Below are 20,075 nucleotides of genomic sequence, written 5' to 3'. Positions count from 1 at the left end.
GTGATATAATGTTGTCCTAAATCAATAACAGGGAGGTTATTATGAAGTATATACATCAGTTTTTGATTATTATTCTGATTTCATTTTTAGGAGAATTATTAAGTTTTTTACCTTTACCTATTCCTGCAAGTGTTTATGGATTGCTCATAATGCTGATTGGACTTTATACAGGGGTTCTAAGATTATCAGACGTTGAGGATGTAGCTGACTGGTTTATTTTGATTATGCCCGTTTTATTTGTACCTTCAGCAGTAAGTTTAATGAATGTTCAAAATGAGCTGATGGAAAATCTTGTGACAATTATGATTGTATTAGTCATCAGTACAGTGATCGTAATGGTTGTAACAGGAAAAGTTGCCCAATATATGATTGAAAGGAAAGAGAATCATGAATAATTTATTAATTGAAACAACTTATTTTGGAATTGTATTAAGTTTATCTACTTATTGGCTGGCTGTTCAAATCAGAAAACGTTGGTCATATCCTATTTTTAATCCTTTATTGATGAGTGCTCTTTTTTCAATTATGATTTTGTATGTTTTGAATATTGATTTTCAAACATATAATCAGGGAGCCCAAATGATTACCTATTTATTAACTCCTGCAACTGTTTGCTTAGCTATTCCTTTATATAAACAAACACAAATCTTGATGAAGCATTTTTCAGCCATTTTGATAAGTTTGTTATGTGGTTGTTTTATGGGACTCATCAGTATTGTTATTCTTTGCTTTTTATTGAAAGCAAGTGAAACGTTATTATGCTCTTTGATGCCTAAGTCCATTACAACAGCAATAGCAATTGGTGTATCTGAATTGATTGGTGGTCAATCAACGATTACTGTTGGTGTTGTCATCTTAACAGGAATTTTTGGGGCAATGATTGCAAAATCTATTTTTAAAATTTTTCACATTCATCATCCAGTTGCGCGTGGATTGGCGTTAGGAAACAGTGCCCATGCGATTGGAACTGCAAAAGCCATTGAGTTTGGAGAAATTGAAGCAGCAATGAGTAGTTTATCTATAGTGATTTCTGGTGTATTGACTGTCTTTTTGGTACCAATGATCATTCAATTGATTGTATAAAAATAGTTCTATGCTTTTGGCATAGAACTATTTGTCTAAAAGATTGTAAAAAGATCTTAGGCGTTGACAAGATTGATTAAACTCTTCTTGTTCCTGCTCTGTCATATGTAATTCAACAATTTCTCTGACACCACTGCGATCAATAATAGAAGGAACACTAATGAAAAGATTTTCTTGTCCATATTCACCATTTAATAAAGTTGAGACAGGGAGTATCTTATTTTCATTATGTAAAATAGTTTTGACAATACCAACAACGCTTGAAGCAATACCATAACATGTATTACCTTTGCGATTGAAAATTTCCCATCCTGCTTGAATCGTATCCATTTTCATTTGCTCGTAAGGATTTTCACCTAAACGATCTTGATTATCCTTAACAACACTATAAATGTCTTTACCACCAATGCGCACTGTTGACCATGGAATCATTTCACTATCACCATGTTCCCCAATAACCATAGCATGGACACTGCGTGGATCAACCTGAATTTTCTGTGCAATAAAATATTTCAGACGAGCAGTATCGAGGGTTGTTCCAGTACCAATAACCTGATTAGATGGTAATCCTGAAAGACGATAGGCATAATAGCTCATCAAATCCACAGGATTAGAGACAATGATAAGATGACCATCAAAATGATGTGCCATGACTTCTGTAATAATAGATTTCATAACTTTTAAGGTTGGCTCCAACATCTTTAAACGATCATTACCACTTTGTGGAGTTGGCACACTTGCAGTAATAATGACGATTTGCGCATCTTCACAATCTGCATAATGACCTAATTTCACATGGGTATTACGATTCATATATTCTATACTTTGCGATAAGTCTAAAACTTCACCAAAAGCTTTTTCTTCATTTAAATCGATCAAGGCAATTTCATCACATAATCCTTGATTAATAAGGCAAAAGGCCGTACTTACACCGACATTGCCACTACCAATAATCACAACTTTTCTTTTTTCTAGTTTCATTCATTTTTCTCCTTATTTATGATGCCTAGATTATAGCATAAATTTCTTTTTTCTTATCAGGAAATACATAAAAAGTTTTCTATTATTGAAAATGAAATGAATTTATGAAAAAAATGAGTATACTATATGGGAAAAGAGGGAAAATATGGAATTAAGTATTTTGTTGGCTCAAGAAATTTTGGGATTGTTTATCATCATTTTTATTGGATATTTATCGGTGAAATGGAGAATATTGACAGAAGCTGATAGTAAAGTTATTTCTAAAATTGTTTTGTATATTGTGTGTCCATGTACAATTTTAAATGCATTTCAAATTGATTTTACACAAGAAAAATTCATGGGACTTGTTCTTTCATTTGTGGCAGCTATCATTGTTCATATCGTTTTTATACCACTGACAAAACTTTTGGGTTCTTTTTTTCATTTGATGCCAGTAGAAAAAGCAACTTTAATCTATTCTAATGCCGGCAATCTGATTATACCATTAGTATCTTCAGTTTTGGGAGCAGAATGGGTATTATATACAAGTGGTTATATGGTTGTTCAAACAATATTGATTTGGACACATGGTAAAAATCTGGTTTGTAATGAAAAAAGTTATGATTTGAAGAAAATTATAGGGAATATCAATGTCATAGCGATTGGGATAGGCATTATAATGTTTATTGGCAGATGGCAATTACCAGGTTTATTACAGGAAACTGTTGGCAATATTGGGAGTATGGTAGGACCGTTAAGTATGCTGGTTATTGGTATGCTTTTAGGAAATATGGATCTTCTGGCTATATTTAAAGAAAAAAGAGTTTATCTGATTTGCTTATTAAGATTGATTGTTTATCCATTATTGATAATTGTTGTTTTTCAATTGATTGGACTAGAAAATTGGCATCATGATGCTAACCAGATTCTTTTGATTAGTCTTTTGGCTGCCAGTGCACCAGCTGCAGCCACGATTACTCAGTTTGCGCAGTTATATGATAAACATCCTGGTTATACGAGTATTATGAATGTGATGTCAGTTATCTTTTGCATTGTGACAATGCCGATGATTGTTTATATTTATCAAATTCTATAAAAATTCATATACAAGACATCTTGATTTATGATAATATGTTCATGTTGGAGGAAAAGTGATATGAAGAGAATTCAAATAGGACGTAATATTGTTGATGAAACTTTGTTGAAAGAAGTTAAAAAATATATGATTGCACCATGGCAAAGAAATTTATTAATCATAGCCGGGATTATAGCATTGATTATTGGAGCTTTCAATTTGGTTAATCAACAGCTATTGCAAGGTGTCATTTTGGTGATTTTAGGTGGTGTTTGTATTGGGGAAATCTTTTTTCTCAAACATAGCCGTTATAAAGAAATGCTAAAATTAATGGATGAGGAAATTGATGCACGCCAAGTCACATATACCATGATTTTTGGAAATGATGGCGTTGTTGTCCATAATTGTCAGACAGCCATTGATAATAAAATTCCTTATTCACATCTCAAATCTTTTTATAAAACACCAAATGCATATGTGTTGCTTGCTAAGGGAAATGAACTGATTATTATTCGTAAAGAATGTTTAAAAGTGACTCTTGCAAATTTTGTTGATTTTTTAAAGACAAAAGATACCAAAATTAAACATTGGATTCAAGATTAGTCATTATGTTTATAATGGCTTTTTTTGTTATAATAGGTATAGGTAGGTGAGAATATGGAAATAAAGGTTTTCAAAGGTGATATTACGAAGATCAAATGCGATGCTATAGTGAATGCTGCCAATAATAGCTTGCTAGGTGGAGGAGGTGTTGATGGGGCTATTCATCGCGCAGCAGGACCTGAATTATTACAGGAATGTCGTTTATTACATGGTTGTGCAACAGGTGAGGCCAAAGTGACGAAGGCATATCATTTGCCTGCACAGTTTGTTATTCATACTGTTGGACCAGTTTATCGTGATGGTCAACATCATGAGGCAGAGTTGTTGGCATCATGCTATCAAAAATGTCTGGAAAAGGCTGATGAGTATCATTGTCATCACATTGCTTTTCCATCAATCAGCACGGGAGCCTATCACTATCCTGTGTCACAAGCAGCTCAAATTGCTTTACAAACAATACAACAATATCAAAGTGATATGATTCAACAGGTGGATATCATCTGTTTTGATGATTATACATATCAGGTTTATATTGATTTATTAAAAAAATAATAATAGTGCATATGATTGGCTATAATAAATAAGACGTGGTAGAATAAACTTGTAAATGAAAGGAGTTAAGATTATGAAATTATATGTATGTCCAGTATGTGGAAATGTTGTAGAAAAGATTGTCGATAAAGGAGTACCAGTTGTTTGCTGTGGAAAACCAATGGTAGAGTTAACAGCCAATACAACTGATGGAGCTTTAGAAAAACATGTTCCTGTTTTATCTGTTGAAGGAGATAAACTTCATGTCAAAGTTGGAGAAGTGGCTCATCCTATGACTGAAGAACATTTGATTACAACAATTATTGCAGTGGCAGGAAATCAGGTTTTACGTGCTGATTTAACTGCTGAAGATGCACCTGAAGCAACTTTTGCTTTAGGAGAATATAAAGGAACTGTGGAAGTTTATGAATACTGTAACTTACATGGTTTATGGAAAGCAACAATTGAAGCATAATGTATAAAAGATATTGATAGATTTCAATATCTTTTTTTATGTGATAAAAAGTGAAAAAATGGCGAAAAAGATTAGACAAAACTACAGACGTTTGTTACAATAGGCGTGGTTATCATATATGTCTGGGAATTGGCTCAGTCGTTTCTACCCCGTTACCGTAAATAATGGGACTATGATAGATGCTTTTGATGTGTCTATCGCAGGATAGACTTTTTTTATTGGAGGAGGGACTATAGTGAAGAAAAAAATGCATTATCTTCTTTTGGTACCTTGTTTGGTTTTATTGATTGTTTTTTTGGTCATGCCATTAATTCAAATCATTTTTCCAACTTTGTTTCCTGAAGGAAGTGGCTTTAGTTTTGCAAATTATCTGGCTTTTTTTCAAGATGAGTATTATATGACAATTTTTATTAGAACAGTAAGAATTGCTTTGATTTCATCTATTGTCTGTATGATTTTGGGGGTGCCAACAGCCTATTTTATTTCTCGATGTGATAAAAAATGGCGTGGTATTTTAATGGCTGTTTCTATTTTCCCCATGTTAACAAATTCAGTAGTTAGAAGTTTTGCATGGATTAATATTTTAGGAAAAAATGGTGTCATTAATAATATCTTGATGTCTATTGGGATTATTAAGGAACCTATTACAATGTTATATACAGAGTTTTCAGTTTTGATTGGTACCATTTATTTGTTTTTACCATTAATGATTATTACTTTGGTTGGTGTTATGGAAAACATTGATAATGATATGATGGAAGCAGCTGAAAGTTTAGGAGCTAGTCGTGTCAAAGCATTTTTAAAAGTGGTATTACCATTGAGTATACCAGGAATTATTGTCGGATGCGTTTTGGTTTTCACAGGTTCACTCAGTGCCTATACGACACCTCAATTATTAGGAGGACCAAAAAATTTAGTTTTAGCAACATTTATTTCTCAACAGGCTTTGAGTTTAAATAACTGGACAGCAGCGAGCGTATTTGCAGTCATTATGATTATTACAACATTAATTGTTATGAAACTTTTAAATGCTATTGCTGCAAAATTAGATAAGCGAGGTGAAGTCTAATGCGTAAACATAAAGGATTAATGATAATTTCTATTTTGGTATTTGCATTTTTGTTTATACCTTTAATTATTATTGCAGTTACAGCTTTTGGATCAGAAGCGACAATTACTTTCCCTATCCATGGTTTTTCATTGCAGTGGTTTGTGAATGTTTTTGAATCAGAAAGCTTTATGAGTTCTTTATTGTTGAGTGGAGAAATTGCCTTATTAGCAACTTTATTGGCATTGCTGGTTGGTGTTCCGGCAGCTTATGCATTAGCAAGATATAGTGTAGTGGGGAAAAAACTTTTGAAAAGTTTCTTCTTATCACCAACGATTATTCCTGGAATTGTTGTCGGGTATGCACTCTATCAATATTTAGTCCTCTCACTGGGATTCCCGGTTTTTGAAAGTTTACTGTTAGGACATTTCTTAGTTGTTTTACCTTATGTCATTCGTATTGTTGGTTCTTCATTGGATCAGTTTGATTTTGCCATTGAAGAAGCTGCATTGAGTTTAGGGTGTCAAAAAGGACAAGCTTTCTTTAAAGTGGTTTTACCAAATATTACATCTGGTATCAGTGCTGCCTTTATGTTGTCATTTATTAATTCATTTAATAATATTCCTGTATCTATGTTCTTAACAGGACCTGGTGTCACAACTTTACCAACAACACTGATGAATTATATTGAATATAATTATGATCCAACGGTTTCAGCCGTTTCTGTATTATTAATGTTAGCAACAATTGTTATTATGTTTATTGTTGAAAAAACATTAGGTATATCAGCACTTGCTAAATAGGAGGAACAATCATGGCATTTTTAAGCTTGAAAGATATAGCAGTCGCATATCATCAAAAAAATTATATTTTACAGGGATTGAATCTTGATATTGAAAAAGGAGAACTGGTTTCTCTTTTAGGACCATCTGGTTGTGGAAAAACAACAACTTTACGTGTTGTTGCAGGATTTATTGATCCTCAGGAAGGAAACTTCATTTTAGATGGTGAAGATATGACAAAAGTTCCTGTTCACAAAAGAAATTTTGGATTGGTTTTCCAAAGTTATGCTTTATTTCCACATTTAACAGTTAAAGAAAATATTGCATTTGGTTTGAAAATGAGAAAAATGGATAAAGCACAGATGGAAGAAAAAATCAATGAAGTTGTTGAAGTTTGTGATTTAAAAGGATTGACAGATCGCTTACCTAAACAATTATCTGGTGGACAACGTCAACGTGTTGCTTTAGCAAGAGCTCTTGTTATTGAACCAAAATTGTTGTTATTAGATGAACCATTAAGTAATCTAGACGCAAAATTACGTATTCAGATGCGAGTAGAAATCAAAAGATTACAGAAGAAGTTAGGAATCACAACGATTTTTGTAACTCATGATCAGGAAGAATGTTTTTCAATTTCTGATAAAGTTGCAGTTATGAATAATGGTGTTATTGAACAATATGATACACCTGAAAATATTTACTCAAGACCAAAAACTGAATTTGTTGCCAGATTTATTGGATTTGAGAACTTCTTTGATTTAACAAAAGTTGAAGAACATCAATACAAAAATCAAAATGGTGATATAGTAAAGGTAGACAATGATGACGATTTACAAACATGTAAGGGAACAATTCGTCCTGATGATATTGAAATCGTGACATCTGCTGATAAATATGAAAATCTGATTAGTGGAGAGGTGACTGTGAGAACTTTTCTTGGAAAGAGTTATCAATATGAAGTAGATACTTCTATTGGTAAACTTGTAGTAAGCAGTAGTAGTGAGGAAGTTTATAAGCAGGGAGATAGCATTCAGATGTATTTACCAGCAAATAAAATTGTCTTAGTTTAGGAAAGGAAGGTAGAGAAAGTGAAGAAATTGTTAGTTGGTTTAATGGCGGGAGCCATGGTATTAGTTGGTTGTTCTAGTAACAGCGGTAGTGACACAAAAAAATTAGTTGTTTCTACATGGGGATTAAATGCTGATATTGTAAAAAAAGATGTTTATGAACCGTTTGAAGAGGCTAATGATTGTGAAATTGTTGTTGAAGAAGGAGGAACTTCTGATCGTTATACGAAGTTTGCAAATAATCCTAATTCAGATGTAGATATTATTGAATTATCTCAGGCAGAAGCACAAAAAGGATATGCAGCTGACTTGTTTGAAAAATTAGATTATTCTAAAATTGGTAATGCAAAAGATTTGATTGATGCTGCTGCTCAATTAAAAGATGAAAATGGTTATGGTGTACCTTATACATTAAACAGTATTGGTATTATCTATGATAAAGAAGCTGTAGGATTTGAAATTAAAGAATGGAATGATTTATGGGATACACGTTTAAAAGGACAAATCTCTATTCCAGAAATCACAACAACTTTTGGTCCTGCTATGGTACATATTGCAAGTGATTATAAAGGCGTAGATATTACGACAGATGACGGAAAAGCAGCTTTTGAAGCATTAGAAGAATTAAAGCCAAATATTGTCAAAACATATACAAAATCTTCAGATTTAACAAATATGTTTAGTGCTGGCGAGATATCAGTAGCGGTTGTTGCAGATTTTGGTGTTAGCTTAATTCAAAGTAATAATAAAAACTGTGAATATGTTGTACCTGCTTCTGGAACATATGCTAATTTTAATACAATTGAAGTCAATAAAAATTCTGATAATAAAGATTTGGCTTACAAATATATTGATTGGCGATTAAGTAAAGATTTACAATATAAAGATGCTGTATCTGATTTAAATGAAGCTCCTACAAACAAAACTGTAGAATTAAATGAAGAGGAAGCTTTAAATAAAACTTATGGTGATGTAGCAGCACGTGCAAAAGTTATTGATTTTAAATTTGTAAACCCATTGTTAGAAGACTGGGTTGATCAATGGACACGTATTTTAAATAGTTAGGAGATATCATAATGGATCAGCTCATAAAAAATGTACATGTCTATAATACTTTTACACAGAGTTTTGAAAAGAAGAATGTTTATATCAAAGAAGATAAGTTTTATTACATTTGTGATGATGAATCTCTCTCTGTTCATAAAGTGATTGATGGCGAAGGAAAGTACATGATTCCTGGGTTGATTGACATCCATATGCATATTGAAAGTTCTATGACAATTCCAAGCGAATTTTCACAAGCGGTTTTACCTCATGGGGTCACAACAGTTGTTGCTGACCCACATGAGATAGCAAATGTTTTTGGGATTCGTGGCATTGAAACAATGATATCCAATGAAACAACATTGGATATTTTTTATGGAATTCCTTCTTCAGTTCCTTCAACAAATACATGTTTGGAAACAACTGGAGGAAAAATTGATGTAGAGGATGTTAAACAACTCTTGAAAAATCCACGTATCATGTGTTTAGGTGAAGTTATGAATTTTAAAGATTTGATTGGTGGTGAAGAGACTCTCATTAATCAGATTATTCGTACATGTCATCAGGAAAGATGGCAGTTGCCTATAGAGGGGCATTGTCCTAAAATATCTGGTTTAGATTTGGCACAATATATTTATCAAGGGGTTGATGCGGATCATACGCAACAAACTCCAGAATCTATTGTTGAAAAAATTAAAAATGGAATGTTTTTAGAAATTCAAAGAAAATCAATGTCTCAAGAGACCATTCAAACATTAGTCAATCATCAGTTCTATGAATATTTTGCATTTGTGACAGATGATGTGATGGCGGATCAGTTACAGCAGGGTCATCTTAATTTGTTGGTTAAATTAGCATATGATTTAGGTATGCCAATAGAAAAAGCTATTTATTGTGCAACATATACCCCAGCAAGACGTATGCATATGATTGATCGCGGATGTATCGCACCAGGCAAACTGGCAGATTTTATCTTATTAGATGATTTGTATGATTTTCAAATTCATAGTGTTTATAAAAAAGGAAAATGTGTCTATCATTGTCATCAAGATATTGTTATTGACGATCAAAAACCTGTTTTTCCACCGGATTTTTATCACTCACTTTATGCAAAAGAAGCGTCTTTTGAAGATTTTCAGATTGCAGCGTCACAAAAAGAAGTTTTATGCAATGTCATGGAAGTCCAGCCACATTCTACTTTCACAAAACATATTCAGATGAAATTACCTGTTAAAGACGGCTATGTTGATTATCAAAGTGCTGGATTATGTTTGCTGACAGTTTTTGAGAGGTATAATAAAAATGGACATATTGCACATGCATTTGTTAAAAACACATTAAAGATGAAAGGTGCTATCGCCACAAGCTGGGCTCATGACCATCATAATATAATGGTTTTAGGAAATTGTGTAGAAGATATGATTGTTGCACAACATCAGCTGTTAAAGCAACAAGGTGGTTACCTCGTTGTGGAAAATCAACAGATTCAAGCTAATGCATTATTAAATGTAGGGGGTATTATCAGTGATCAGCCCCTAGCACAATTATCACATGATTTATGTCTTGTGAGAGACGCTATGGAAAAATTAGGCTATGAACATGATAATGTGATTATGTCATTGTCGACACTTTCTTTACCCGTTTCTCCAGAATTGAAAATGACAGATTATGGAATGATGGATACATATCATCAGAAGATGATTCCATTGATGGAGGAAAATCATGAAGACACTGATTAAAAATGTAACAATTTTAACAATGAATGAACAATTTGATGTTTTTGAAAATGGTCAAATGATTATTGAAGATGAAAATATCATAGAAATTGGACAAGTTTGTTCTGGGAACTATGATCAATGTATTGATGGGCATCAGGGTATATTATTACCGGGAATGATTAATACACATACACATTTAGGAATGGTACCATTTCGTGGCCTAGGAGATGATTGTCCGGATCGTTTGCGTCGTTTCTTATTTCCACTAGAATCAAAATATATGAGCGCCGATCTTGTTTATCATAGTTCATTATATGCTATGGCAGAGATGTTATTGTCAGGTATCACAACTTTTATGGATATGTATTATTTCGAAGATGAAGTTGCTAAAGCTGCAGATGAAATGAAAATGCGTGCTTTTGTCGGTGAGACAATTGTTGATTTTGCCAGCTGTGACAGTGAGAAACCCTATGGCGGTCTAGACTATTGTGAATGGTTTATTCCTAAATGGAAAAATCATCCATTGATTGTTCCTTTTGTAGCGCCTCATGCGACGAATACAAATGATTTGAAACATTTACAGAAGGCTCATCAATTGGCTGAAAAATTTGATGTTCCCCTTTCATTGCATGTCAGTGAACTCGATTATGAAATGGATTATTTTCAAAAGACATACCAAATGACACCGATTGAATTTTTAAATCATTACGGTCTTTTGGATCATCGTCTGGTGGCAGCTCATTGTATTCATATCAATGAACATGATATACAGTTACTTAAAGAAAAGCAAAGCGCAGTAGCACATTGCTTGGTTTCTAATTTAAAGGCTGGAAAAGGGGTAATGCCGTTACAAGCATTATTAAATCATCATGTACTGGTTGGTCTTGGTACAGATGGACCTTCCAGTGGTAATACATTAGAATTGTTTTCTATGTTAAAAATGATTGCCTGTGTTCATAAGACTGTTAATCATGATCGTAGTGCTTTCCCAGCAAGAGATATTCTTGCTTTAGCAACGATTCAAGGCGCAAAAGCTTTACATATTGATCATATGGTGGGCTCTTTGGAAGTCAATAAAAAAGCTGATTTTATCATTGTAGAAACAAATTCAGTCAATATGTACCCACTTTATGATCCTTACTCAGCACTTGTTTATAGTGCCAATGCAAGTCAGGTTGATACAGTCTATGTCAATGGACAATGTCTGGTTCGTCATAAAAGGCTGCAAAATACATCATTAGATTTATTAAAGAATCATCTCATGACGGCTTCTTTGACTTTCTCTCAAAAAGCTTTAGAGTATGCCAAAAAAGAGAATATCTAATGATTTATTATTATCAATATTCATCACCATTAGGTGATATGATGCTTGCATCTTTAGACCAGACAATTGTCTATTGTGGGCAGCCACTTGCTAATGATGAAGGTATCAAAGAGGAAACACCTTATTTACGTCAGATAGCAAGACAGCTAGATGAATACTTTCAGGGAAAAAGAACTTGTTTTGACGTCACTTTTCAATTTTTAAATGGAACTGCTTTTCAACAGAAGGTATGGCAGGCAGTTATCCAGATTCCATATGGAGAAACGCGAAGTTATCAGGAAATTGCTCAGGCGATTGGACATCCTCGTGCCTATCGAGCAGTAGGGAGTGCTTTACGTGAGTGTCCCATATCTATTTTGATTCCCTGTCATAGAGTCATCAGTGCTTCAGGGCGTTTAGGTGGATATGGGAATGAAATAGATAAAAAGCTCTTTTTACTTCGTTTAGAGCAGCACTTGTGTTGATTGCTTTGATTATGGTAGAATGAAACAAAGGTGGTGTCAGTGTGAAAAAAATCAGTATTGAACAATTTGATAAAGTTTATCATTTGTTTCAACAATCTTTCATTCCAGCAGAGTTAAGACCTTATCAACAGATGAAAGAACTTTTTGAAAAAGATATGTTCACTATTTATGCGCAATATGAAAAAGATGCCTTATTAGGAGCAATGATTGTCTGGGAATTAAAGAGTTGTATATATTTAGAAAACTTTGCTGTTGATAGTCAAATGAGAGGAAAAGGATTGGGTAGCCAGTTTCTTAAAGAATTTTGTTGTTTATACAAAGATGATTTCTTGTTTTTAGAAGTTGAAGAACCACATGATGAAATTTCTAAAAGAAGAATACAATTTTATGAAAAATGGAAGTTTGTTTTAAATCCATATCATTATCTTCAGCCAACATTTAGAGGTCAGGATCAGCCAGTCTCTTTAACAATGATGACTTATCCACATATCATGAGTGAAGAACAATATAAAAAAGTAAAGAAAGAAATATTTGAAGTTGTATATCAAAAGGGAGAATTATGAAAGCATTAGAAGAAAAAATAATTAGAGAAGGTATTGTTAAAAAAGGTAATATTTTAAAAGTAGATAGTTTTTTAAATCATCAGATTGATGTGGCGTTTTTAGATGAGATGGGGAAAGAATTTCAAATGCTTTTTGCTAAGCATCCTATCAATAAAATTTTAACGATAGAAGCAAGTGGTATTGGAGTGGCTGTTATGACCGCAAGACATTTTCAAAATGTACCAGTAGTCTTTGCGAAAAAATCGAAATCATCTAATATTTCTGATGATTTATATCATACAAAAGTTGATTCATTTACACATCAGAAAACAAATGATGTTGTGATTTCTAAACAATATTTAAATCAGGATGATCATGTTTTAATTGTTGATGATTTCTTAGCTAATGGATGTGCTGTTTTAGGCTTGATTGATTTGATTCATCAAGCAGGTGCGACTGTTGAAGGAATTGGTATTGTGATTGAAAAAGGATATCAAAGTGGTGGAAAGAAAATTAGAGAATTAGGTTATCATCTTGAGTCTTTAGCCATTATTGAACACATGGATGATGTCAAAGGCGAAATTGTGTTTAGAAAACAATAGGAATATCTCGGTGAATCCGAGATATTTTGTTTTTTCATATTGAATAAATAGGCAGAATCATGTATTCTATTTATATTAATGGAGGAGAGAACCATGAGTAAAGTAGTTAAGTTTGGAGGAACATCATTAGCTGATGCGACTCAATTTCAAAAAGTCTATGATATTATAAAAAGTGATCCTGAAAGACATTTTGTCGTGCCTAGTGCACCAGGAAAAAGATTTAAAGACGATACCAAAGTGACAGACCTTTTATATAAGGTTTTTTATGCACCAACAAAAAATGAATTTCATTTGATTTTTGATCAGATCAAAGAACGTTTTCAGGAGATTATCGATAGTCTGCATATTGATATATCATTGGATGATGATTTTGAATTGATTCAAAGAGCATTAGAAGAAGGAGCAAGTGAAGATTTTATAGTGAGTCGTGGAGAATATTTAAATGGAAAGATTTTAGCGGCTTATCTCGGTTTTGAATTTATTGATGCGAAAGATGTCATATTTATTGATGAATATGGAAATTATGATGCTAAAAAAACTGATCCTGTTTTATCACAAAAATTGGAACAGACACCTTATGCTGTTATTCCAGGGTTTTATGGATCATTAAATGATGATAGTGGAAAAATCAAAGCCTTTTCTAGAGGTGGTTCAGATGTGACTGGTTCTATAGTTGCAAAAAATGGAAAAGTGGATCTTTATGAAAACTGGACTGATGTATCAGGATTTTTGATTGCAGATCCACGTATTGTGAAAAATCCAGATGTTATTGAAACGATTACATATAAGGAATTACGAGAATTATCTTATATGGGAGCGTCTGTTTTACATGAAAATTCAGTGTTCCCTGTTCGTAAAGAGGGAATACCAATCAATATCAAAAATACAAATCGTCCTGAAGATCCAGGAACTTTGATTGTTGAAAGTACTTGTCATAAACCAGCTCACGTGATTACAGGTATTGCTGGGACTCAGGGCTTTGCGACAGTTATGATAGAAAAAGATATGATGAATTCAGAAATTGGATTTGGACGTAAGGTTTTGCAGGTTTTTGAAGATTATCATCTCTCTTTTGAACATATGCCTTCTGGTATTGATACAATGACTGTAATTGTAAATACTGAAGAGTTTATTGACAAGGAACAAGATATTTTAGCAGGTCTTCATCGTAGTGTTCATCCTGATTCTATTGTTTTAGAATCAGATTTGGCATTGATTGCAGTTGTTGGTAGAGGTATGAAGGCGAGTCGTGGAACAGCTGCACGTGTCTTTAAAGCACTTGCGAAAGAAAATATCAATATTAAAATGATTGATCAGGGATCAAGTGAATTAAATATTATTATTGGAGTTCGTAACTGTTATTTTAAACCAGCCATTAAAGCTATTTATAAAGAATTCATTGAAAACGATCAACAGGTGAATTCATGAATATTTTAATGTTGGCACCTTTACAAAAAGAACAGTTTCAAATGATTGAAGAAACATTTTTGGAAGATCATTTTATCTATTCAACAACAAAAGATGTGACTCAGGATATGATTGATAACTGCGATGTTATTATAGGAAATCCGCCACTTTCCTTCCATTTGAATCAGAGTCATATTCAAGCAATCTTGTTAAATAGTGCAGGAAGTGATGAATATGTTCAAGAGGGTGTTTTATCTTCAGAAACATTATTAGCGAATGCTTCGGGAACATATGGCTGTGCTATTGCAGAACATGCTTTAGGGATGATTTTAACGATAAATAAGAATTTCAAAACATATATTTTGAATATGAAAGAGGGTTTGTGGAAACCTGAACAAACAGGTTTGGAACTTTATCGCAAGACAGTTGTGATTGTTGGATTAGGTGACTTGGGATATACGATTGCCAAAAGATTAAAAGCTTTTGAATGCTATAACATTGGTGTAAAACGTCGAGCTTCTGCTTGCCCACCATGTATTGATGAATTATATGTAACAGAAGATTTGGATAAAGTCTTACCTCGTGCTGATTTTGTAGTTTTAGCATTACCACAATCACCACAGACTTATCATTTATTTGATGAACGTAAATTACGACTGATGAAAAAAGATGCGGTTTTGATTAATGTGGGAAGAGGTAGTGCGATTGATACGGAGGCACTTGTCAAAGTTTTAAAAAGTGGTCATCTTTATGGAGTAGGATTAGATGTTTTAGAAGAAGAACCCTTACCATCACATCATATTCTCTGGCAAATGGATAATGTTTTGATCACACCTCATGCTTCAGGAGGATATGTATGGGAAAGCGCAAGAACTGCTTTTGCTAATCTTGTTATCCGCAATCTTCATCATTTAAAAGCTCATGAAGAATTAGAAAATCTTGTTGATTTTCAAACGGGTTATCGAAAGAAAACGATTATTTTGTAAACTATATCAGAAATGGTATAGTTTTTTTATCATTATATTTGCATTCTAGAAAAGGATGAGTATAATAATAGTATACCCCACAGGGGTGTAGGAGGTGTATTATGAAACAAAAATATGATGTTATGGGTATGACATGTAGTGCATGCAGTGCCCATGTAGATAAAGCAGTCAGGCATCTTGATGGTGTCAAAGATGTTAACGTCAATTTACTAAGTAATAGTATGGTTGTTGATTATGATGAAAAAATGGTTGGGCCTGAAGCCATAGAAAAGGCTGTTGAAGATGCTGGATATAAAGCATCTTTAGAACAAGAAACCATTCAGGCAAAAAAACAGGAAGAAACTGTTGATCATCAAAAACGCTCATTGATTTTATCATTTGTCTTTTTGATTCCATTATTTTATATTTCAATGGGACATATGATGGGTGCGCCATTACCTGCCTTTTTAACGGGTGAAGAGAATATGATGGTCTTTGCTTTAACCCAGCTCTTTTTAACTTTACCTGTCATGTATATAAATCGTGGATATTTTCAAAGAGGCTTTAAATCTTTGTGGCATCGCAGTCCCAATATGGATACGTTAATCTCCATGGGGTCAACAGCAGCTGCAGTTTATAGTATCTATGCTATTTTTATGATGGGATATTGTCTTGGCCATGGACAAATGCAAGAAGCCCATCGATATATGATGCAATTGTATTTTGAGTCAGCTGCTATGATTTTAACTTTAATATCTTTAGGAAAATATTTAGAATCACGTTCTAAAAAGAAAACGACGGAAGCTATTGAAAAACTGATTGGTCTGATGCCTTCATCAGCGACAGTCTTAAAAGATGGGCAGGAAGTGAGTATGCCTATTGAAAAAGTCCAGGTAGGAGATATTGTCATTGTCAAATCAGGACAAAGTATTCCTCTTGATGGAACGATTGTTAAGGGGCAGACTTCTATTGATGAATCTATGATTACTGGAGAGAGTTTACCAGTGGATAAAACTGTCAATGATCAGGTTATTGGAGCGACGATGAATATTGAAGGTTATATTCAAGTTCAAGTGACACGTATGAGCCAGGAAGCCACATTATCACAGATTATTGAACTGGTAGAGGAAGCAAGTTCATCAAAGGCACCTATCGCCAAACTGGCTGATCAGATTAGTGGTGTTTTTGTTCCTATTGTGATGACAATTTCTTTAGTGACCTTTATTTTGTGGTTAACTTTAGGACAACAGACATTCCATTTTGCCTTAACATGCGCCATAGCAGTTTTGGTTATTTCATGTCCATGTGCTTTGGGATTAGCCACACCTACTGCTATTATGGTAGGAACAGGAAAAGGAGCTCAATTGGGTATTCTGATTAAATCAGCTGAAAATCTAGAATTGTTATCCAAAGCAAAAAGTATTGTTTTGGATAAGACAGGGACTATCACAAAAGGAAAACCACAGGTCACAGAAGTTTATCCGGTTGATATGAGTGAAGATGAATTATTAAGCTTAGCTGCGACAATCGAAAACTCATCGCAACATCCTTTGGCGAAAGCTGTTGTGGATTATGCACAATCAAAAAATATGGAAATGAAGGATTTAGAGTCTTTTGAGATGTTATCTGGAAAAGGTCTTGTTGGTTTCATTGATGGAAATCAGATTCTTTCAGGAAATCAGCGTTTAATGGCAGAATATGATATCGATTTATCACCAGTGCAACAAAAAGCACAGGCATTAGCGGCACAAGGAAAAACACCTTTATATTATGCATATGCAAAGCGTGTTATTGGTCTGATTGTTGTGAGTGATGTTTTAAAAGAAACAAGTCAAAGCGCTATTGAACAATTGAAGAATATGGGATTATCTATCTATATGTTAACTGGTGATAATCAACTCACAGCACAGCATATTGGAGAGCAGCTAGGTATTCAGGTGATTGCGGAAGTTTTACCACAAGATAAGGAAAAACATATTCGTCAATTGCAAACGCAAGGTGAGCGTGTTATTATGGTTGGAGATGGTATTAATGATGCCCCTGCATTAATGCGAGCTGATGTGGGAATTGCGATGACATCGGGAACTGATATTGCGATGGATTCTGCAGATATTGTGTTGATGAAAAATGATCTACAGGATGTTGTCAATGCCATTGAATTAAGTCATGCTGTTTTGAAGAATATTAAAGAAAACTTATTTTGGGCTTTCTTCTATAATGTAATTGGTATTCCTATTGCTGCAGGTGTCTTCTATCCTCTTTTTGGATGGTTATTAGATCCAATGTTTGGAGCAGCAGCTATGAGCTTAAGTTCTGTCTTTGTTGTCAGCAATGCTTTAAGATTAAGATTTTTTAAACCAAAACATGCTTATCATCAAATAGAAAAGAAACAGGAGGAAAAGAAAATGGAAAAAACAATGAATATTGAAGGTATGATGTGTCAAAATTGTCAAAAACATGTGGACAAAGCTTTAAATAGTATTGATGGTGTAGAAGCAACAGTTGATTTAAAAAATAACTGTGCTTACTTGAAATTAAGTCATGATGTTGATGAAAGCATCTTAGTGAAAGCGGTCGAAGATGCTGGATATACTGTTAAAGGATTTGAATAATGCAAGCTGATCAAAAACAAGTGACACGTTTATTGAAAACAGCTCGTGGGCAGATTGATGGTATTTTAAAAATGATTGATGATGATCGTTATTGTATTGATATATCTAATCAGATTATGGCCACACAAGCTATTTTGAAGCGTGCGAACAAAGAAATTATAGCTGCACATATGGAACATTGTGTTCATGATGCGATTGGCAGTGAAGATGCAGATGTTAAAATTCAGGAAATGAAAGATATTATTAATCAATTAATGAAATAAAGCAAAGGAAAGTCAAGATTGTTATGATGTCATTGCAGTCTTTGACTTTTTTCTTTATACTCATAAGTATAGAGGTGATGAATGATGAAACAGGGTGTTATGATGCAATATTTTGAATGGTATTTACCTAATCAACCCTATCTTTTTCAAAAAATTCAAGAAGATGCCAAACATCTTTCTCAAATCGGAATAACAGCTGTCTGGCTACCACCTGCATTTAAAGGTATTGGTGGACAACAGGATGTAGGCTATGGAGTTTATGATTTGTATGATTTAGGTGAATTTGATCAAAAGGGAAGTATTCCAACCAAATATGGAACAAAAGATGATTATTTAAAGGCTATTCAATGTTTACATGAAGTCCATCTTGATGTTTATGCAGATATTGTTTTGAATCATAAAATGGGTGGTGACGAATATGAAAATGTAAAAGCATCAGAAGTGAATGTTCATAATACTAATCATATTGTCAAACAGGATGAATGGATTCGTGTTCCAACGCGTTTTACTTTTCCTGGCCGTCAACACAAATACAGTTCTTTTATTTGGGATTGGACATGTTTTGATGGCATTGATTATGATGCAAACTCAAAAAGACATGCTACATTTCTGTTTCAAGATAAACAATGGGATGCTCAAGTCGATAATGAAAATGGAAATTATGATTATCTGATGGGTGCAGACTTAGATTTTTCTCAACCCAATGTTGTTAAAGAGTTAGAGCATTGGGGCAAATGGTATCTAGATTTGACACAGGTTGATGGTTTGAGATTAGATGCTGTAAAACATATCAGTTCTTCATTTTATAAAGAATGGTTGTTAAAAATGCGTCAATATTCTCAAAAAGAATTATTTACTGTAGGTGAATATTGGCATGGAGATGTAGAGAAATTACTTTCTTATTTAAGGATGGTTGATTTCTCATTATCACTTTTTGATGTTCCTTTACATTATCATTTTTATGAAGCTTCACATAGCTTTGGACAATATGATATGTCCAAAATATTTGACGGAACGTTAGTTCAAAGATCATGTGTTCATGCCGTGACTTTTGTAGATAATCATGATACACAACCACAGCAGGGCTTGCAGTCTTGGATATTAGATTGGTTCAAACCATTGGCATATGCTTTGATATTATTAAGAAAAGATGGATATCCTTGCATTTTTTATGGTGACTATTATGGAATTGCTCAAGCTCATATAACTGGTCATGCAAAAGTCATTGATCAGCTATTATATTTACGTCAACATTTTGCTTATGGAAAACAAAATGATTATTTTCAAGATCGTCATATCATTGGATGGACTCGTGAGGAAAAAGGTCTGGCCTGTATATTGACAAACAATACTGGTGGGAGTTTATATATGTATGTCGGCAAACAGTATCATAATCAGGTATTTCATGATTATTTAGGAAATATCATGGAAGATGTGATTATTGATGAAAATGGCTTTGGTTTATTTCATGTAAAAGATGGAAGTGTGAGTGTATACATACCTAAAAAAG

At 33.5% G+C, this 20,075-nt stretch carries 21 protein-coding genes and 1 riboswitch; of the genes, 20 read left to right on the top strand and 1 reads right to left on the bottom strand.

Annotated features, from left to right (window positions below):
* The first annotated feature begins 41 nt into the window (after window positions 1-41).
* Window positions 42-395: a CidA/LrgA family protein gene (locus tag ACZYT4_RS12090; protein WP_463786087.1), complete on the top strand. Its 354-nt coding sequence runs from the start codon at window positions 42-44 to the stop codon at window positions 393-395.
* A complete protein-coding gene (locus ACZYT4_RS12085) occupies window positions 388-1,083 on the top strand; it encodes an LrgB family protein (RefSeq protein ID WP_463786085.1) in 696 nt (231 codons plus the stop codon). Before ACZYT4_RS12090 ends, ACZYT4_RS12085 begins: the two co-directional genes overlap by 8 nt.
* Before the next feature lie 27 nt (window positions 1,084-1,110).
* On the opposite strand, the gene ACZYT4_RS12080 is transcribed toward ACZYT4_RS12085, so the two are convergent.
* The gene (locus tag ACZYT4_RS12080) at window positions 1,111-2,064 is read right to left on the bottom strand and encodes an L-lactate dehydrogenase (protein WP_463786082.1); all 954 of its coding nucleotides are present in this window, start codon (window positions 2,062-2,064) and stop codon (window positions 1,111-1,113) included.
* A gap of 145 nt (window positions 2,065-2,209) precedes the next feature.
* On the opposite strand from ACZYT4_RS12080, the gene ACZYT4_RS12075 reads away from it, so the two are divergent.
* The 18 genes from ACZYT4_RS12075 to ACZYT4_RS11990 all read left to right on the top strand — a co-directional run.
* Window positions 2,210-3,139, top strand: a complete 930-nt coding sequence (locus ACZYT4_RS12075; RefSeq protein WP_463786080.1) for an AEC family transporter — start codon at window positions 2,210-2,212, stop codon at window positions 3,137-3,139.
* A 60-nt stretch (window positions 3,140-3,199) separates the two neighbouring features.
* The gene (locus ACZYT4_RS12070; RefSeq protein WP_463786078.1) at window positions 3,200-3,721 is read left to right on the top strand and encodes a YcxB family protein; all 522 of its coding nucleotides are present in this window, start codon (window positions 3,200-3,202) and stop codon (window positions 3,719-3,721) included.
* Between the two features lie 54 nt (window positions 3,722-3,775).
* Window positions 3,776-4,273: an O-acetyl-ADP-ribose deacetylase gene (locus ACZYT4_RS12065; protein ID WP_463786077.1), complete on the top strand. Its 498-nt coding sequence runs from the start codon at window positions 3,776-3,778 to the stop codon at window positions 4,271-4,273.
* 73 nt (window positions 4,274-4,346) lie between these two features.
* A complete protein-coding gene (locus ACZYT4_RS12060; protein ID WP_463786074.1) occupies window positions 4,347-4,727 on the top strand; it encodes a desulfoferrodoxin family protein in 381 nt (126 codons plus the stop codon).
* A 92-nt stretch (window positions 4,728-4,819) separates the two neighbouring features.
* A riboswitch (purine riboswitch) is annotated at window positions 4,820-4,920 on the top strand.
* A 42-nt stretch (window positions 4,921-4,962) separates the two neighbouring features.
* The gene (locus tag ACZYT4_RS12055; protein WP_463786071.1) at window positions 4,963-5,796 is read left to right on the top strand and encodes an ABC transporter permease; all 834 of its coding nucleotides are present in this window, start codon (window positions 4,963-4,965) and stop codon (window positions 5,794-5,796) included.
* Entirely contained in the window at window positions 5,796-6,578 is a 783-nt protein-coding gene (locus tag ACZYT4_RS12050; protein ID WP_463786068.1) for an ABC transporter permease, read from the top strand. Before ACZYT4_RS12055 ends, ACZYT4_RS12050 begins: the two co-directional genes overlap by 1 nt.
* An 11-nt stretch (window positions 6,579-6,589) precedes the next feature.
* Complete coding sequence (locus ACZYT4_RS12045; protein WP_463786065.1) at window positions 6,590-7,627, top strand: ABC transporter ATP-binding protein; 1,038 nt, start codon at window positions 6,590-6,592, stop codon at window positions 7,625-7,627.
* A gap of 18 nt (window positions 7,628-7,645) precedes the next feature.
* A complete protein-coding gene (locus tag ACZYT4_RS12040) occupies window positions 7,646-8,689 on the top strand; it encodes an ABC transporter substrate-binding protein (protein WP_463786063.1) in 1,044 nt (347 codons plus the stop codon).
* 11 nt (window positions 8,690-8,700) lie between these two features.
* On the top strand, window positions 8,701-10,407 hold the full coding sequence (locus ACZYT4_RS12035; RefSeq protein ID WP_463786061.1) for an adenine deaminase C-terminal domain-containing protein: 1,707 nt from the start codon (window positions 8,701-8,703) through the stop codon (window positions 10,405-10,407).
* Window positions 10,391-11,710, top strand: a complete 1,320-nt coding sequence (locus ACZYT4_RS12030) for an amidohydrolase (RefSeq protein WP_463786058.1) — start codon at window positions 10,391-10,393, stop codon at window positions 11,708-11,710. Before ACZYT4_RS12035 ends, ACZYT4_RS12030 begins: the two co-directional genes overlap by 17 nt.
* Window positions 11,710-12,174 carry a methylated-DNA--[protein]-cysteine S-methyltransferase gene (locus tag ACZYT4_RS12025; protein WP_463786056.1) on the top strand — a complete coding sequence of 155 codons (465 nt, stop codon included), beginning with the start codon at window positions 11,710-11,712 and terminating at the stop codon, window positions 12,172-12,174. The genes ACZYT4_RS12030 and ACZYT4_RS12025 overlap by 1 nt, the downstream gene beginning before the upstream one ends.
* Before the next feature lie 41 nt (window positions 12,175-12,215).
* Window positions 12,216-12,737 carry a GNAT family N-acetyltransferase gene (locus tag ACZYT4_RS12020; RefSeq protein WP_463786054.1) on the top strand — a complete coding sequence of 174 codons (522 nt, stop codon included), beginning with the start codon at window positions 12,216-12,218 and terminating at the stop codon, window positions 12,735-12,737.
* Window positions 12,734-13,318, top strand: a complete 585-nt coding sequence (locus tag ACZYT4_RS12015; RefSeq protein ID WP_463786051.1) for a xanthine phosphoribosyltransferase — start codon at window positions 12,734-12,736, stop codon at window positions 13,316-13,318. The genes ACZYT4_RS12020 and ACZYT4_RS12015 overlap by 4 nt, the downstream gene beginning before the upstream one ends.
* Before the next feature lie 93 nt (window positions 13,319-13,411).
* Window positions 13,412-14,746, top strand: a complete 1,335-nt coding sequence (locus ACZYT4_RS12010) for an aspartate kinase (protein WP_463786048.1) — start codon at window positions 13,412-13,414, stop codon at window positions 14,744-14,746.
* Complete coding sequence (locus ACZYT4_RS12005) at window positions 14,743-15,711, top strand: D-2-hydroxyacid dehydrogenase (RefSeq protein WP_463786045.1); 969 nt, start codon at window positions 14,743-14,745, stop codon at window positions 15,709-15,711. The genes ACZYT4_RS12010 and ACZYT4_RS12005 overlap by 4 nt, the downstream gene beginning before the upstream one ends.
* 101 nt (window positions 15,712-15,812) lie before the next feature.
* Complete coding sequence (locus ACZYT4_RS12000; RefSeq protein WP_463786042.1) at window positions 15,813-18,302, top strand: heavy metal translocating P-type ATPase; 2,490 nt, start codon at window positions 15,813-15,815, stop codon at window positions 18,300-18,302.
* The gene (locus ACZYT4_RS11995; RefSeq protein ID WP_463786039.1) at window positions 18,302-18,565 is read left to right on the top strand and encodes a metal-sensing transcriptional repressor; all 264 of its coding nucleotides are present in this window, start codon (window positions 18,302-18,304) and stop codon (window positions 18,563-18,565) included. Before ACZYT4_RS12000 ends, ACZYT4_RS11995 begins: the two co-directional genes overlap by 1 nt.
* A gap of 84 nt (window positions 18,566-18,649) precedes the next feature.
* Window positions 18,650-20,075, top strand: a 1,426-nt coding sequence (locus tag ACZYT4_RS11990) for an alpha-amylase (RefSeq protein WP_463786036.1), incomplete at its 3' end; no start/stop codon positions are given.

It is taken from the genome of Massilimicrobiota sp. mt181 (genome assembly GCF_055420065.1).
The sequence above is the reverse complement of the archived record's forward strand: the minus strand, read 5'-3'. Positions and strand labels throughout refer to the sequence as shown.

Coding starts and splice junctions, on each gene's coding strand:
- ACZYT4_RS12090 (WP_463786087.1), top strand. CDS start 42: ATGAAGTATATACATCAGTTTTTGATTATTATTCTGATTTCATTTTTA.
- ACZYT4_RS12085 (WP_463786085.1), top strand. CDS start 388: ATGAATAATTTATTAATTGAAACAACTTATTTTGGAATTGTATTAAGT.
- ACZYT4_RS12080 (WP_463786082.1), bottom strand. CDS start 2,064: ATGAAACTAGAAAAAAGAAAAGTTGTGATTATTGGTAGTGGCAATGTC.
- ACZYT4_RS12075 (WP_463786080.1), top strand. CDS start 2,210: ATGGAATTAAGTATTTTGTTGGCTCAAGAAATTTTGGGATTGTTTATC.
- ACZYT4_RS12070 (WP_463786078.1), top strand. CDS start 3,200: ATGAAGAGAATTCAAATAGGACGTAATATTGTTGATGAAACTTTGTTG.
- ACZYT4_RS12065 (WP_463786077.1), top strand. CDS start 3,776: ATGGAAATAAAGGTTTTCAAAGGTGATATTACGAAGATCAAATGCGAT.
- ACZYT4_RS12060 (WP_463786074.1), top strand. CDS start 4,347: ATGAAATTATATGTATGTCCAGTATGTGGAAATGTTGTAGAAAAGATT.
- ACZYT4_RS12050 (WP_463786068.1), top strand. CDS start 5,796: ATGCGTAAACATAAAGGATTAATGATAATTTCTATTTTGGTATTTGCA.
- ACZYT4_RS12045 (WP_463786065.1), top strand. CDS start 6,590: ATGGCATTTTTAAGCTTGAAAGATATAGCAGTCGCATATCATCAAAAA.
- ACZYT4_RS12035 (WP_463786061.1), top strand. CDS start 8,701: ATGGATCAGCTCATAAAAAATGTACATGTCTATAATACTTTTACACAG.
- ACZYT4_RS12030 (WP_463786058.1), top strand. CDS start 10,391: ATGAAGACACTGATTAAAAATGTAACAATTTTAACAATGAATGAACAA.
- ACZYT4_RS12025 (WP_463786056.1), top strand. CDS start 11,710: ATGATTTATTATTATCAATATTCATCACCATTAGGTGATATGATGCTT.
- ACZYT4_RS12015 (WP_463786051.1), top strand. CDS start 12,734: ATGAAAGCATTAGAAGAAAAAATAATTAGAGAAGGTATTGTTAAAAAA.
- ACZYT4_RS12010 (WP_463786048.1), top strand. CDS start 13,412: ATGAGTAAAGTAGTTAAGTTTGGAGGAACATCATTAGCTGATGCGACT.
- ACZYT4_RS12005 (WP_463786045.1), top strand. CDS start 14,743: ATGAATATTTTAATGTTGGCACCTTTACAAAAAGAACAGTTTCAAATG.
- ACZYT4_RS12000 (WP_463786042.1), top strand. CDS start 15,813: ATGAAACAAAAATATGATGTTATGGGTATGACATGTAGTGCATGCAGT.
- ACZYT4_RS11995 (WP_463786039.1), top strand. CDS start 18,302: ATGCAAGCTGATCAAAAACAAGTGACACGTTTATTGAAAACAGCTCGT.